General features: G+C 67.0%; 12 protein-coding genes. 5 read left to right on the top strand and 7 right to left on the bottom strand.

Annotated elements, in window-relative coordinates:
* Window positions 1-783: hypothetical protein (locus AU198_RS26385; protein ID WP_197416057.1), on the top strand; the 783-nt coding region annotated here is incomplete at its 5' end.
* Here the strand turns inward: AU198_RS26385 and AU198_RS07970 are convergent.
* The 5 genes from AU198_RS07970 to AU198_RS07950 all read right to left on the bottom strand — a co-directional run bounded on the left by AU198_RS07970 (window position 784) and on the right by AU198_RS07950 (window position 8443).
* On the bottom strand, window positions 784-3744 hold the full coding sequence (locus AU198_RS07970) for a bifunctional [glutamine synthetase] adenylyltransferase/[glutamine synthetase]-adenylyl-L-tyrosine phosphorylase (RefSeq protein ID WP_064347335.1): 2961 nt from the start codon (window positions 3742-3744) through the stop codon (window positions 784-786). It abuts the gene before it with no gap.
* Window positions 3745-3770: 26 nt separating this feature from the next.
* The gene (gene glnA / locus AU198_RS07965) at window positions 3771-5111 is read right to left on the bottom strand and encodes a type I glutamate--ammonia ligase (RefSeq protein WP_064347333.1); all 1341 of its coding nucleotides are present in this window, start codon (window positions 5109-5111) and stop codon (window positions 3771-3773) included.
* A 63-nt stretch (window positions 5112-5174) separates the two neighbouring features.
* Window positions 5175-6371: a DUF1214 domain-containing protein gene (locus tag AU198_RS07960; protein WP_064347332.1), complete on the bottom strand. Its 1197-nt coding sequence runs from the start codon at window positions 6369-6371 to the stop codon at window positions 5175-5177.
* Window positions 6372-6383: 12 nt separating this feature from the next.
* Window positions 6384-7523, bottom strand: coding sequence for a sulfotransferase family protein (locus tag AU198_RS07955; RefSeq protein ID WP_082690917.1), 1140 nt, complete (start codon window positions 7521-7523; stop codon window positions 6384-6386).
* 5 nt (window positions 7524-7528) lie between these two features.
* Complete coding sequence (locus AU198_RS07950; RefSeq protein WP_064347329.1) at window positions 7529-8443, bottom strand: NAD-dependent epimerase/dehydratase family protein; 915 nt, start codon at window positions 8441-8443, stop codon at window positions 7529-7531.
* A gap of 26 nt (window positions 8444-8469) precedes the next feature.
* Here AU198_RS07950 and AU198_RS07945 point away from each other — a divergent pair, with 26 nt between their 5' ends.
* The 4 genes from AU198_RS07945 to AU198_RS07930 all read left to right on the top strand — a co-directional run bounded on the left by AU198_RS07945 (window position 8470) and on the right by AU198_RS07930 (window position 11541).
* A complete protein-coding gene (locus tag AU198_RS07945; protein WP_231744603.1) occupies window positions 8470-9066 on the top strand; it encodes a VOC family protein in 597 nt (198 codons plus the stop codon).
* Window positions 9067-9104: 38 nt separating this feature from the next.
* Window positions 9105-10037, top strand: coding sequence for an acyl-CoA thioesterase (locus AU198_RS07940; RefSeq protein WP_064347360.1), 933 nt, complete (start codon window positions 9105-9107; stop codon window positions 10035-10037).
* Between the two features lie 22 nt (window positions 10038-10059).
* Complete coding sequence (locus tag AU198_RS07935; RefSeq protein ID WP_064347325.1) at window positions 10060-10662, top strand: TetR/AcrR family transcriptional regulator; 603 nt, start codon at window positions 10060-10062, stop codon at window positions 10660-10662.
* A gap of 90 nt (window positions 10663-10752) precedes the next feature.
* Window positions 10753-11541 (top strand): hypothetical protein, encoded by a 789-nt coding sequence (locus tag AU198_RS07930; protein WP_197416056.1) that lies wholly within the window; start codon window positions 10753-10755, stop codon window positions 11539-11541.
* A 27-nt stretch (window positions 11542-11568) separates the two neighbouring features.
* Here the strand turns inward: AU198_RS07930 and AU198_RS07925 are convergent, their stop codons facing one another.
* Window positions 11569-13086 carry an alpha/beta hydrolase gene (locus tag AU198_RS07925; protein ID WP_064347323.1) on the bottom strand — a complete coding sequence of 506 codons (1518 nt, stop codon included), beginning with the start codon at window positions 13084-13086 and terminating at the stop codon, window positions 11569-11571.
* Window positions 13087-13131: 45 nt separating this feature from the next.
* Window positions 13132-14523, bottom strand: coding sequence for a WS/DGAT/MGAT family O-acyltransferase (locus AU198_RS07920; RefSeq protein ID WP_064347322.1), 1392 nt, complete (start codon window positions 14521-14523; stop codon window positions 13132-13134).
* Between the last annotated feature and the right edge of the window lie 127 nt (window positions 14524-14650).

Below are 14650 nucleotides of genomic sequence, written 5' to 3'. Positions count from 1 at the left end.
CGCCCGCCCCGCAACCCTCCGAACCCAGGTGAGAATCCCGGTGATCCGGGCGGCCCCGACGGCGATTCCGACGACGGTTCGGACGGCGGTTCCGATGCCCCGTTGGGACCACCGCTGGACGATATCCTCAACGACCCGAACCGGATAAACACGACCATCACCGGTCTCGAGGTCCAAAGCCGCCTCGAATACATCCTGAAGGAAGAATTCGATGAAACCTCGGGCGTTTACCACGACATTTACACGATCACCGTTACGAATCCGGACGACAACCAGTTCAATGCCGGCGATATCTATGTGCTTCAAGTGGTGAATGGTGAGGTGCAGGTCGCCGCTAAGCTCCCAGCGGGATCATCGTTTGGAGGCGTGACGGTCTTCGACGCTGCCTACGATTTGACCTGCATTCCGCGTGTCAGCTGCGGAGTTAGCACAGTAGGGTCTGTTCATGTCGTGGCGTTCCCGCCCGGGAAATTCCCCGACGACCTCATCCCCCCCGGTGACGCTTCTGAGCCGTACCCTGGCTATTTTCCCGAAGCCGAGGAGGGCATCAAAGACAGCCTCGCGTCTCGTCACAACGTCGCATGCTTGTTGCCGGGCCTGACCGCAGGGGGAGAAATGGTGGTGTCGGTCGGGGGGCCAAAGGGCAAGGGTTTTCAAGGCACACTTGTCGGAGCGGTAAAAAAGGGTTCGAGCGAGGCAGCGCAATATCCAATTGACGACGATGTTGACCAGGCTCGTCAAGACTTGATACGTGAATGCGTACAAGGCTGTGGCAGCGACTAATTACCCGCCGAACACCTTGCGCACCACTGCTTTCGCGCGTCGCGTCACCCGCAGGTAGTTGTCGAGGAACTCGCCCCCGTCGTCGGTGTCCCAGCCGGCGGCCACCGCGACGGCGTTGAGCTGACGTCCGGGCCCGGGCAGTTGGTCGGTCGGCTTGCCTCGCACCAGCACAAGCGCGTTACGTGCCCCCGTCGCGGTCAGCCACGCCTGCCGCAACAACTCGACGTCACCTTCCGCGATCAGCTCGGCGGCGCCGATCGCGTTGAGCGATTGCAGCGTCGACGTGTTGTGCAGTGCAGGCACCTTGTGCGCAAAACGCAATTGCAGCAGCTGCACCGTCCACTCGATGTCGGCGAGTCCTCCGCGCCCCAGTTTGGTGTGCGTGTTCGGGTCGGCTCCCCGCGGCAGCCGTTCGGCGTCCACCCGCGCCTTGATCCGCCGGATCTCCTGCACCGCTTCTGCCGACACCCCGCCGGGTGGATACCGGATCTTGTCGATCATCAGCAGGAACCGCTTCCCCAAATCGAGATCGCCCGCCACGCGGTGGGCCCGCAGCAGCGCCTGCACCTCCCATGTCTGCGCGTACCGCTCGTAGTACGCCTGATACGAGGACAGAGTGCGCACCAGCGGACCGTTGCGCCCCTCCGGCCGCAGATTCGCGTCGACCTCCAGCGGCGGATCCGAACTCGGTGTTCCGAGCAGAGACCTCACCTGCTCGGCGACGGTCACCGCCCATTTCACCGCGGCCGATTCCTCAACGCCCGCTTCGGGTTCGCACACGAACAGCACGTCGGCGTCCGACCCGTAACCCAGTTCGCCGCCGCCCAGCCGGCCCATCCCGATCACCGCGATCCGCGCCAGCGGCCCCCGGTCGGACGTGTGCGCGCGGATGACCGCTTCGAGCGCGGCCTGCAGCACGGCCACCCACACCGACGTCAACGCGCGACACACCTCGGTGACTGCGAGCATGCCCAGCAGATCGGCCGAGGCGATGCGCGCCAGTTCGCGTCTGCGCAACGTGCGCGCCGCCGCGATCGCGCGTTGGGGGTCGGAATACCTTGCGGCCGAGGCGACCAGCGCCCCTGCGACCGCCTCGGGATCTGCGTCGAGCAGTTTGGGTCCGTCGGGGCCGTCGGCGTAGGCCTGGATGACCTCCGGTGCCCGCATGAGCAACTCCGGGATGTAGGCCGAGGTGCCGAGCACCTGCATGAGGCGCTTGGCGACCGCTCCCTCGTCGCGCAGCGTCGCCAGGAACCAACGCTGTTCGGATAGCGCATCGCTGATGCGGCGGTACGACAGCAGCCCCGCATCGGGATCGGGCGTATCCGACAGCCAGTTGAGCAGCGTCGGCAACAAGACTTGCTGTACGCGGCCACGGCGGGCGCTGCTCCCCGTGAGGGCGGCCAGGTGTGTCAATGCGCTCTGCGGGCCTTCGTACCCCAGCGCGGCCAGCTGCCGTTCGGCGGCGGCCTGGGTCATACCGTCCGAAATACTCAGCGCCGGTTGCCCGACGGACTCCAGCAGTGGTTGGTAGAACAGCTTCTCGTGCAGCCGCGACACCCGCAGGCTCTGGCGTTTGAGCTCTTCGCGCAACACGCCCAGCGCGTCGCGGGTGCCGTCGGGCCGCACGTGCGCGGCCCTCGCCAGCCATCGCAGCGACTCGTCGTCGTCCTCGTCGGGAAGCAGGTGGGTGCGCACCATCCGCTGCAACTGCAGGCGGTGCTCGAGCAGGCGCAGGAATTCGTAGGACGCGGTCAGGTTCGCGGCATCGTCGCGCCCGACGTAACCGCGCTCGCCGAGTGCGGCCAGCGCGGCCACCGTCGAGGCGACGTGCAGCCGCTCGTCGTTGCGGCCGTGCACCAATTGCAGGAGCTGCACGGCGAATTCGACGTCACGCAGCCCGCCGGTCCCCAGCTTGATCTCGCGCGACCGTTGTCCGGCGGGCACCAATTCCTCGACCCGCCTTCTCATCGCCTGCACCTCGGAAACGAAGTCCTCGCGCTCGCAGGCCGTCCACACCATCGGCATCAGGGCGTCGACGTAGGCCTGACCGAGTTCGGGATCACCCGCGGCCGGGCGCGCCTTCAACAAGGCCTGGAACTCCCACGTCTTGGCCCACCGCTGGTAGTAGGCGACATGGGAGTCCAGCGTGCGCACCAGCTGGCCGTGTTTGCCCTCGGGCCGCAGCGCGGCGTCGACTTCGAAGAAGGCGTCGGCCGCGAACCGCATCAGCTCACCGGCGACCCGCGTCGCCAACGCGTCGGCGGGCTCGGCGACGAAGATGACGTCGACGTCGCTGACGTAGTTCAGTTCGCGCGCACCGCATTTGCCCATCGCGATGATCGCAATGCGCGGTGGTGATTCACCCCCGGTCGTCTTGAGCGCGAGGTGCAGCGCGGCGGCCAGCGCCGCGTCGGCGAGGTCCGACAGGTGCTCGCCGATCGTCGGGAAGGGCAGGACCGGTTCGTTCTCCACCGTCGGCGCCAGGTCCAGGCTGGCCAGCACCAGCAGCCGGTCGCGGTAGAGCTTGCGCAGCGGTTGCAGCGCGCTCGACGTGTCGGGCGCTTCGTCGGCCAGCGCGACGAACATCTCGCGCAGCGCGTCGCGGGCCGGCAGGGCGACGTCACCAGCGAGCAGCCGCCAGTTCTCCGGATTGGCGACGAGGTGATCACCGAGGGCCAGCGAGGAACCCAGCAGGCTGAACAGCCGACCCCGAAGGCTCTTGTCGGTGAGCAGGGCGCGGTTGAGCTCGTCCCAGCCGGCATTCAGAGCCTCGGCCAGCCGGACCATCGTGCGCAGCGCGGTGTCGGCGTCGGGGGCACGCGACAACGACCACAGAAGCTCGACGTGCGCGTCGGTGGTCCAGCCCAACAGATCCAGATCCGCGGGCGCGGTGGGTTCGACGAGACCCAGCCGGCCTACGCTCGGCAGCTTCGGACGCTGCGTCGCTGGTTTGGCCACGCCTAAAAGGTATCTCGCCTAGTCACCTACAGAGACAGGTAGGCCTTCAGCTCGAACGGCGTGACGTGGCTGCGGTAGTTCTCCCACTCCGCGCGCTTGTTACGCAGGAAGTAGTCGAAGACGTGCTCGCCCAACGCCTCGGCGACCAGCTCGGAGGTCTCCATCTGCTCGAGCGCTGCACCGAGGCTGCCCGGCAGCTCCTTGTAGCCCATCGCGATGCGCTCTTCGGAGGTCAGCGTCCAGACGTTGTCCTCGGCCTCCGGCGCCAGCACGTAGTTCTTCTCGATGCCGCGCAACCCGGCTGCCAGCAGCACCGCGAATGTCAGGTAGGGGTTGCACGCCGAATCCGGGCTGCGCACCTCCACGCGGCGTGACGACGCCTTGCGCGGCGTGTACATCGGCACCCGCACCAACGCGGAGCGGTTCGCCGCGCCCCAGGACGCCGCCGTGGGCGCCTCGCCGCCGTGGACGAGGCGCTTGTAGGAGTTCACCCACTGGTTGGTGACGGCGCTGATCTCCTTGGCGTGCTCGAGGATCCCGGCGATGAACGACTTCGCGACGTCGGACAGCTGCAGCGGGTCGTCGGGGCTGTGGAAGGCGTTGGTGTCGCCCTCGAACAGGCTCATGTGCGTGTGCATCGCCGAACCGGGATGCTCGGCGAACGGCTTGGGCATGAATGACGCCCGCACCCCGTCCCCGAGCGCGACCTCCTTGACGACGTAGCGAAACGTCATCACGTTGTCGGCCATCGACAGCGCGTCGGCGTAGCGCAGGTCGATCTCCTGCTGGCCGGGCGCGCCCTCGTGGTGGCTGAACTCCACCGAGATCCCCATCTGCTCGAGCGCGTCAATCGCGTGCCTGCGGAAGTTGGGTGCCGAATCGTGGACGGCCTGGTCGAAGTAGCCGCCGTTGTCGGCGGGCACCGGCGGGGTGCCGTCGTCCTCGCCGGGCTTGAGCAGGAAGAACTCGATCTCGGGATGCACGTAGCAGGAAAAACCGAGGTCACTGGCCTTGGCCAGCTGTCTGCGCAGCACGTGGCGCGAGTCCGCCCACGACGGGGAGCCGTCCGGCATGGTGATGTCGCAGAACATCCGCGCCGAATGATGACGGCCGGAGTCGTCGGCCCACGGCAGCACCTGGAAGGTGGAGGGGTCGGGGCGGGCGACCATGTCGGCTTCTGAAACCCGGGCGAAGCCCTCGATCGCCGAGCCGTCGAACCCGATTCCCTCTTCGAAGGCGCCCTCGAGTTCGGCCGGGGCGATCGCGACGGACTTGAGGTATCCGAGCACGTCGGTGAACCACAGCCGGACGAAGCGGATGTCGCGTTCCTCCAGCGTGCGCAGCACGAATTCCTTCTGCCGATCCATGGTCGCAGCGTAGGCACCGGCTGTTAAATCGGTGTTACACGGCGGCTGCGTTCGTTGGGCTGATCACCAGATGCGGCGCATCTGCGCACCCGTTCGACGGTGTCGCAGCTGGGCTCGCCGCTGCTCTGCGGAGAGCACCTCGGTGCCCGCCGGGAGGTGGTCGAGCACGTCGGCGACCGGTACCTTTGTGACCTTGATCTCGGGGAACTCCTCGGCTTTGTAGAACCGCGCCTGCAGAATTCCCCACGGCCAGTCGGCCTTGTCGAGCCAGTTGTGCACGCCCGGGTCGCGCTTGGACACCACGCCGCGGAACCAGCCGTCGGGGTCGATGCGCGCCTGGGTGTCGTTGAGACTGGATTGCCGGTTCACCCAGTCCACGGTCGAGAACCGGTCGTCGGCCACCAGAATCTGCCAGTAGTAGCACTGCCCCGGCACGGGGAACTCGACGACCAACGCCTCGTCGTCGGCGATTTGATGGATGCCGTCGTAGTAGGCCTGCTTGGTGGCCAAGCCACCGCCCTGCTGAATCCACTGCGACCGCACGAGCACGTTGAAGCCGTGGTGCTCGCGGTAGTACCGGACCAGCTCCATGTCGAAGTCGATCATTCCCTTGATCCAGTCGCCCAGCTCCGAGAACCGCCGCGCGATCTCGGCCGGCGACATGTCCGCGCCGCCGTCGTCGAGGCGGTTGATCGCGACCTGGGCGTCGATCTCGCTGTTCCAGTCGCACGCGCATTTGCGCATCAGCAGCTTGCCCACCTCCGGGTTGAGCGGCCACCAGTCGCCGTCGTAGGAGTCGGGACGTTCGGCGGACATGATCACGCGGAAGGAACCGTCCTCGGCGATCGTCAGGTCGTCCAGGTCGTGGGTGACGGCCTGGAACTTCATCTGCCGCTCGACCCCCTTGACGCTCTTCATCATTCCGGGTGCCTGCTGGGTGATCTCGACGAACCGCACCGTGCCGCGACGACCGGTCAACTCGTAGACACCGGCGCCGTCGACCTCGGCGGTCAGGTAGACGTAGTCCGGGTTCGGCCCGCCCTGGTTGCAGGCGTAGTTCCACAGCGGCATGAACACCGGACGCTTCGAATCGGTGTAGACGTGGCACAGGTAGCCGCACGCCAGGATCGACAGGGCGAGCTTGTTCATGTCCTGGATCTCGGCTTCGGAGGCACCGTCGGGTCGCCATGTCGCGAGCAGGTGGTCGGCCACTCCTTTGAGCGCCTCCATCTGGGTGTCCCAGCTCGGCAGGGTGGTCATAGGTGAGCCTCCTCAGGCCTCCACGGCCACATCGAAGTGCCGGATGTAGAAGTCGTAGTCGGATCGGATCTGGTCGACCGAGAGACCGAACTGTTCCGCGGTGTATTGGTGTGTCCCCTTGGCGCCGACGGCGTTGGCGTCCTGCCAGTCGAAAATCGCCTCCGCCACAGCGGGTTTGAGCTCCAGGCCCAGCCAGTCGTAGACGCGGCGGACGGTGCCCCTCGGATCGACGACCAACTCGCGGTGATGGACGTCGAGAAAACGGTCCTCCCCGATGCGTGCGCGTTCGGCGATCGCGTTCTCCATGCCCTCACGCAGGTGATCGCTCACTTCGCGGCCGAGGGCGCACAGATCCCGGTCCCCCGCGGCGGGCGGGAAGATCGTCGACACCAGGCTGGTGTAGGAGGGCACGACCTTGGCGGGGTCGCGGTGTGTCATCACAAACCGCATGTCCGGGTAGGCCTTGGCGAGCGCCTCCAGGTGAAACTTGTGGTGAGGCGCCTTGAACAACCACAGCTCCGGTGGGCACGTCGACCCGAGCAGCTTCACGACCCTGCGGTGGTAGGCGTAGGTCTCGGTCAGATCGGCGCGCCGCCACCACGATCGGTAGCCCGCCACCGGCAGGGTCATCTGCTGGCCGTGGAACGCCATTCCGAGGATTTCGGTGTCCTCCATGGTGGCGTCGACTTCGAAGATGTGCATGACGGCCTGCGCGGCGGGACGCTCCTCGTGCATCCGCAGAAATGCCTGCCTGCGCGGGTCGTCGGCCTCGCCGCCGGCGACCGGCGGCGGCACGGGCTGATATTGCTCCCAGCCCCGCAGACACCGGAACTGCGGATCGAGCGAGAGCATGTCGGCCAGCGCGGTGGTTCCGGTACGCGGCAGCCCGTTGATGTCGACGGGACCGTCGATGACGACGTCCTCGACCTCGGGGTGCGCCCGGTAGTAGGCCTCGACCTCGAGGCGATTGACCAGCCTGCGCCGCAGATCGCCGATGACCGCGGCGTCTGTGCCCGGGTCCAGGTCGCCGTCGCGTTCCAGGCTGTCGAGCAGGACGGCCAGTCCTTCGCGGAAGTCTCCGGGCCCGAAGTCGGAGTGCCCGCATTCGGCGACCGCTTCGTCGAGCAACTGTTGCAGGGCGGGATAGCGCATGCGCGTCAGGCCTCGACGCGGTCGGGATAGTGGTGAGCGGCCATGGTGCGGAAGCCCTCCCGCCAATCCACCGTGCAGGGCCCGGTGATCCTCCTTCGCTTGGTGTGGTCACCGACCGAGCCGACCGAGGCACCGGGGACGGGCTGCACGTCCACCTGGGGGGACACGCCTAGAAGTTCACCGAAGTACGCGCACCACTGCTGGACGCTCACGGGGGTGTCGCCCGCGAAGTTGACGATGGTGGCGGGGACGCTCGCCGCGTCCAGCAGCGCCGGAATCTGGGCGTTGATGTCGTCGTAGTGGACCGGGCTGTAGGGCAACGGGTCCCAGCGGACGACGACGGGCCGGCCCTCCGCGATCGCTTGCAGGTGCCACAGCGGCAGACCGCCCCGCTCGCCGTATGCGCTGCCCATCCGGGCGATGACCGTGGGTATGCCGAACTCGCGGGCGCAGTACCGGGCGACGGCCTCCTCGGCGATCTTGACGATCGAATACGGTTGCGGGCTGGGTAATCCGGCGTCGCCGATCGGATCGTCCTCACGGAACGGATGCCAGGGGTCGGGGTGGGGTTTGTAGACAGTGACCGTCGACATCACCAGCGCGGCCTTCACCGCACGGCAGTGTGACAGCAGCAGTCCGGTGCCTTCGGCGTTGACGCGCAACCCCTGCTCGTAGTCTTCACCGAAGTCAGCGGCGATGTGCAGGAGGTACGTGAAATTGGTTGGCAGATCGCCGAAGTCACCGACACCGAGATCGATGCTGCGGGTGGTCAGGCCCAGGGCCTCGACCTCCTCGCGCGCGGCGGGGTCGGAGAACCTGGCGATACCCCACACTTCGTTGTCTTTGGCGAGCGACTTCGCGACACCGTAGGCGATGCGGCCGGCCGGCCCGGTGATGAGAACGCGTTCCCCGCTCAGCATTGCGCGGCCATGCCATGATCGTGCGCATGGATCTGTTCGAACAGCCATGGCCCGAGGGGGATTTTCGGTTCTTTCAACTCGGGCACGTCGTCGACGACGTTCTCGGGGCCGCCGCCGGTTGGGCGCGTGCGTTCGGGGTGGGACCGTTCCACGTATTGCCCGTCGTCGATCAGGAGACCGACTACGGGGGCAAAATCCGCACGGTCCGGATCCAGGTCGCGGTGGCCCAGGCGGGTCCGGTCCAAATCGAGCTGATTCAGCAGCACTGCCAGACGCCGAGCATCTACTCCGACTGGAGCCGCAACGGGACGAGCTCGTTTCACCAAATCGCGACGGTGACAAAGGATTACGATGCCAAAACGGCCCACTTTGCGGCGCTGGGGTATCCGGTTGCCGCTCAGAGCACGGGCGGAGGTTTCCGCGTCGCCTACATCGACACCGTGGCCGATTTCGGGTTCTACACCGAGATCGTCGATGCCCCGCCCGCCTTTCTCGACCAGGTGCGCCGCATCTCCGAAACCTGCTCGGCATGGGACGGCAGCGATCCGGTTCGCATCATGACCCGCGACGGCTACCGGCTGCCGGAGGATTCCACAGGCCACACCCGGACTCTAAAGTCTTAGAGACAATGGTGGCAAGGATCTGGCAGGATCCACCCGTGATGTCGGCCGATGAGATCGACCCGCTGACCGACCTGTCCGGCCCGTTGCGCGGAACGGCGCTGGAGAAGGCGGTGCTTCAATCCCTCGACACGCTCGAGCGGGCACTGGACTTGACACCGTTGGGCGACAACCAGTTTCAGGCGACCAACGAACGGGATCGCTTCGGCCGGATCTTCGGCGGCCAGCTGCTCGCACAGGCGCTCTACGCCGCGTCGCACACCGTCGAGGAGCACGCGCCGCATTCCCTGCACGCCTACTTCGTCCAGACCGGCGCTTCGGACACACCGGTCGACATCGCCGTCGAGGCCGTGCGCGACGGACGATCGATGGCGACCCGTCGGGTCACCGTCGCGCAGGGCGACCGCACCCTGCTCACCGCCCTTGCGTCGTTTCACACCAATGCCGCCGAACCCGAACTCGAACGCCGAGCCCCCCACACCGCGGCACCCGAGGAGATGCCGCTGCTGCAGCACTGGGTGCACCAGGTCCCCGCGCAGCTGAGACAGAGCGCGCAGAACTGGATCGACGTCCCGCCGGCAGTGGAGATGCGCATCGCGGAGCCGACGAACTTCCTGGGTGGCAGGCAGACGCCCGAGCCGCGGTCACACTGGATGCGATTGCCCCGCTCCGTCGGTGACGAACCCGCGCTGCACACCGCGATGCTGGCGTACGCGAGCGACTACCTGCTCTTGGACATGGCGTTGCGCAATCATCCGGATCGCGCCGACTACGCATCGATCGCGGCGGTCAGCCTCGATCACGCGCTGTGGCTGCACCGGCCCGTGCGCTTCGACGAGTGGCATCTGTACACCCAGGACACGGTGGCCGTGACCGGACACCGGGCGCTGATCCGCGGAACCATCCGTGACGCGGCGGGCCGCACCGTGGCCAGTACATCGCAAGAAGTGCTGATCCGCCCAATCGCGGAGTAGGTGAGCGGCATCCCCGACTGACATGGAAGCGCGTCGAATACCGGACGGCCGGCGACGGCGTCGCGAACTCTGCGACGCCGCGATCGGGCTGCTCGCCGAGCACGGCGCCAAGGGGCTGAGCCATCCGCGGGTCGACCGTGCCGCGGGTGTGCCGGAGGGGAGCACCTCGTACTACTTCCGGACGCGCACCGCGCTGATCCGCGCGGTCGCCGAGCGGGTCGCCGAACTCGACCTGGTCGATTTGCGCTCGGTCACCGAAGCCGATGCCGGCACCTCCCGACAGGCCGCGGTCACGAGATTGGCCGCAGTCGTGATGAAGTCGCTGACCGGCGACGGCCTCACCCGCACCCGCGCGCGAATCGAACTACTCCTACAGGCCAGTCGCGATCCCGCGATTTCGGCTGTGTTCCACGCGAATTCGCAGACCTACCTGAAGCTCCACCGGGAGCTGGCCGAGCGATCGCGGCCGGCTGACGGCGACCCGTCCACAGTGGCCGACCGGGCGTTGCTCACCGTGATGTTCATCAGCGGACTCATGCTCAGCGCCGCGGCCGGCCGTCAGCCGGTGACCGAGCGGAAGCGCCTGGAGCTTCTGCTCGTCCAGATCGCCACCGCCGGATCCTGATGCCATACCGAGGTTTCGCCGGCGCACCGCGCGGGTAGCCGATCGTTCTGTCGGGGGGTCGCGCCGCAGAAACCGATGCGAGGAGCGACCATGAACCTCAAGAAAACAGCGTTTTCCGTCGGCCTGGCCGGGGCCTTGGGTGGCTTCACAGCACTCGGCTTGGGAGCGGGCGTCGTGCACGCAGACCCGAAGTTCCCGTCCCCGCCGATACCGCCCATTCCGGCGCCGCCACCGGTTCCCAACGTCGAGGTACCGCGGGTCGAAATACCCCGTGCCCCGAAGGTCGACGTGGAGGTGCCACGAGTCGACGTGGACGTTCCACGAGTCGAGGCGCCGCGCGTCCCGGACGTCGACGTGAACGTGCCACCGATCGACGTGCCGCCCCTGCCGCGGCCAGACCTGCCGCCGGTCCCGGCACCCGCGGTCGACGTCGATTTGCCGGATCTGGAGCCGAACTTGCCCAACATCGACGCCTACTTCGGGTTGCCCGGCACTCGTATCCCACCAGGGCAATTGAAGAACGCGGCCACCATCAACGGAGTACCGAACCCGTTCTTCAACATCCCGCCCGGACAACTCAAGAAGATGCGGACGGTCCAGGGTTATGAGAACCCGTTCTTCGACGAGGCACCGGGCCACTGGGAGATTCCGCAGTGGGCTGTGCCCGACGTCTGGCCGGGCGTGCCGGGGGTCGGCGACTACTTCGGACTGCCGGGCGAACAGATCGGCCCCGTCCAGCTGAGGGCGGAGGCCACCATCAACGGGGTTCGCAATCCCTTCTACGGCATCCCGTCGGATGAGCTGCGGAAACTGCCCACGGTGCAGGGTTTCGAGAACCCGTTCTTCGATGGGACTCCGGGTCACTGGGAGATTCCGTAAGGCCACCAGCGCAGTTCGCGGCCCTGATCAGTCCGAGGAGCAGGTGGTGTCGGCCGGCGGCAGCGCCAGGTCGACGAGGTAGTTGGCCGCGATGTCGTCGACGCACTTGTTGCCCTGGAACACCACGGTGTGCTGGGTGCCCTGGAACGTCACGAGCGTTCCACCGAGCTGCTTGGCCAACTCCACACCCGCCTGGTACGGCGTGGCGGGATCGTTGGTCGTCGAGACCACCAACGTCGGGGGCAGCCCCTCCACCTCGAGTTCGTGCGGTTCGCTCGTCGGCGGGACCGGCCAGAACGCGCACGTGCCCAAAGGAGCGTGCCCGGTGAACTCGCCGTAGCTCATGAACGGCGCCGCCTCGCGCACCCGCCGGTCCTCCTCGACGACCTTCGCGCGGTCGGTCACCGCGGGTTTGTCCACACAGTTGACCGCCACCCGCACATCGGTGGAGTTGTTGTAGTGGCCCTGCGCGTCGCGGCCCATGTACAGATCGGCCAGCGCGAGCATGGTGTCACCGGTGCCCCGCTCCATCTCGCTGAGCGCCTGCGTCAGATGCCGCCACAGGTCGGGCGAGTACAGCGGCAGGATGGTGCCCACGAGCGCGTCGGAGTAGCTCAGGCCGCGGGGGTCCCGCGTCCGCAGCGGCTTTTCCACCAATGGGTCGACCAGGCTGTGGTAGACGTCGTTGGCCTTCGCCGGGTCGGTGCCCAGGGGGCACGCGGTGTTCTTCGCACAGTCGGCGGCGTAGTCGTTGAACGCGGTCTGGAAGGCCGCGGCCTGCCGGACGTTGGCCTCGGTGGGATCGGCGTTGGGATCGACCGCCCCGTCGAGGACCATCGCGCGCACCTTGTCCGGGTAGTTCTCGGCGTAGGCGGCGCCGATCCGGGTGCCGTAGGAGTAGCCGAGGTAGGTCAGTTTCTCGTCACCGAGCGCCTGGCGCATCGCGTCGAGATCCTTGGCCACGTTCACGGTCCCGACATTGGCGAGGAACTCCTTGCCCATCTTGTCCTCGCAGCGTGCGACGAAGTCCTTGGTCTCCTTCTCGATGTCGGCGACGCCCTCCGGCGAGTAGTCGACCTGGGGCTCGGCGCGCAGTCGGTCGTTGTCGGCGTCGGAGTTGCACCACAGCGCCGGCGTGGAGTTCGCGACCCCACGCGGATCGAAGCCGACGAGGTCGAAGCGCTCCCGCACCGACTCGGGTAGCGAGCTGACGAGGCTCGCTGCGGCCTCCACACCGGACTCCCCCGGACCCCCGGGGTTGATGATCAGCGAGCCGATCTTGTCGCCGGTGGCCTTGAACCGGACCATCGCGAGCCGGGCCACGTCACCGTCAGGCTGCTCGTAGTCCACCGGGACCGACAGCATGCCGCATTCGGCGTCAGCGGGAATCCGCGACTCGTCGGACTGGTCCGACTGGCATTTGACCCATTCGATCGGGGTGCCCGGCGGCGGCACCGCGACGACGGCGCGGCCGTCCACCAGTTGGCTGCATCCGGTGGCCGCGAGCAGCACAGTGGTCGCGATGACCCCGATCTTGGCGTTCATGGCTCAACATGCTGCCATGAACCCTCATCGCCGCTGGCTAGGGCGCTATCGCGTGGCGGCCAACAACTCGTCGAGCGCCGCGGTGAAGTCGTCGGCCATGTCCCACAGGTCGGGCAGCAGTTCCGGACAGGACACGATGCCGACGTTCAGCGACCCGGTCAGCGACATGACGGTGATGTTGAGACCCGACCCGTGGAAGATCGGACCGAGCGGATACATCGCCTTGGCCTCGCAGCCCAGGTAGTACAGCGGCACCTGCGGCCCGGGGACGTTGGAGATGACAAGGTTGTGCACCGGGCGCGCGCCGCTCAGCCGGCTCGACGCGTAGACGCGCATCGCGACACCGAACACCGCCGGGGCGGCGAACTGCGTCCAGTCCTGCAGCAGGGTCGCGCCGATCGCCGAACTGTGTTGTTTGGCAACCGAATTCGCCTCAGCAATGGATTTCAGCCGGGCCGCCGGATCCTCGATGTGGGTCTCCAGTCGCGAGAACATCCCCGAGACCTGGTTGCGGCCGGGTCGATCGGACCTGTCGTGCACCGAGACCGGCACCATCGCGACGAGGGAGTTGTCCGGCAGCTGGCCGCGGTCGGCGAGGTACTTGCGCAGCACACCGGAGACCAGCGCCATCACCACGTCGTTGACTTTGACCCCGAAGTGGTTCTTGACGGTCTTGATGTCCTCGAGATCCAGTTGCGCGAACGCGATGTTGCGGTGCCCGGTGACGTTCATGTTGAACACCGTCCTGGGGGCGGCGAACGGCGGCGCCATCGAGTTGCCCGAGCGGGCACGGCGGACCGTGTCGACCACCGAAGACACCGTCATGGGCAGCGTGCTGGCCAGCTTCAGTGGCCGGGTGGCGAACTTGACCGCACCGGAAACCGCGATCTCCAGGGAGCTCGCGTCGCCTGGACCGTCGACGGGATCCGGCGGCAGCGCGTCGGGTTCGGTGCTGCACAGCTGCGACATCAGGCTCGCCCCGGTCACGCCGTCGACGCCCGCGTGGTGAACCTTCGTCATCACCACGAGACGCCCGCCGTCCTGCGGATCGGTTCGGTCGATGTTCTCGATGACCCACTTCTCCCACAGCGGACGGCTGCGGTCCAGCGGCAGCGACGCGATATGGCCGCAGATCTCGGCGAGCTCGCGAGGGCCGCCGGGCGCGGGCAGGCCGATGCGATGCAGATGGCGGTCGACGTCGAAGTCCTTGTCCTCCACCCACACCGGATGGTCGAGGTTGAACCGGCTGTCGGCCAATTTCTCGCGGAACTCCGGCATTGCCTTGATGCGCTGGTTCAACTCGTCCCGGAACCGGTCGAACGTGTAGCCGCCCGGCATCGTCGAGGTGTCCAGTTCGAGGATCGAACACACATGCAGCGGCTGCTGCGCGGTCTCGAGGTACAAGAAGCTGGCGTCGAGCCCGCTGAGCCGTTGCATGCCGGAATGCTATGCCCGGCGCGCGCGGGTGTGAGCAAATCCACTCAACAGGCCTTTTAACATCTCGCGCACAGGGTGGCAGACTGGGGGCGTCAGCGAACCCGGGGACCGATTTCGGCCTCGAGGA

This window comes from Mycobacterium sp. GA-1199 (genome assembly GCF_001500045.1).
Lineage (GTDB): Bacteria > Actinomycetota > Actinomycetes > Mycobacteriales > Mycobacteriaceae > Mycobacterium.
The sequence above is the reverse complement of the archived record's forward strand: the minus strand, read 5'-3'. Positions and strand labels throughout refer to the sequence as shown.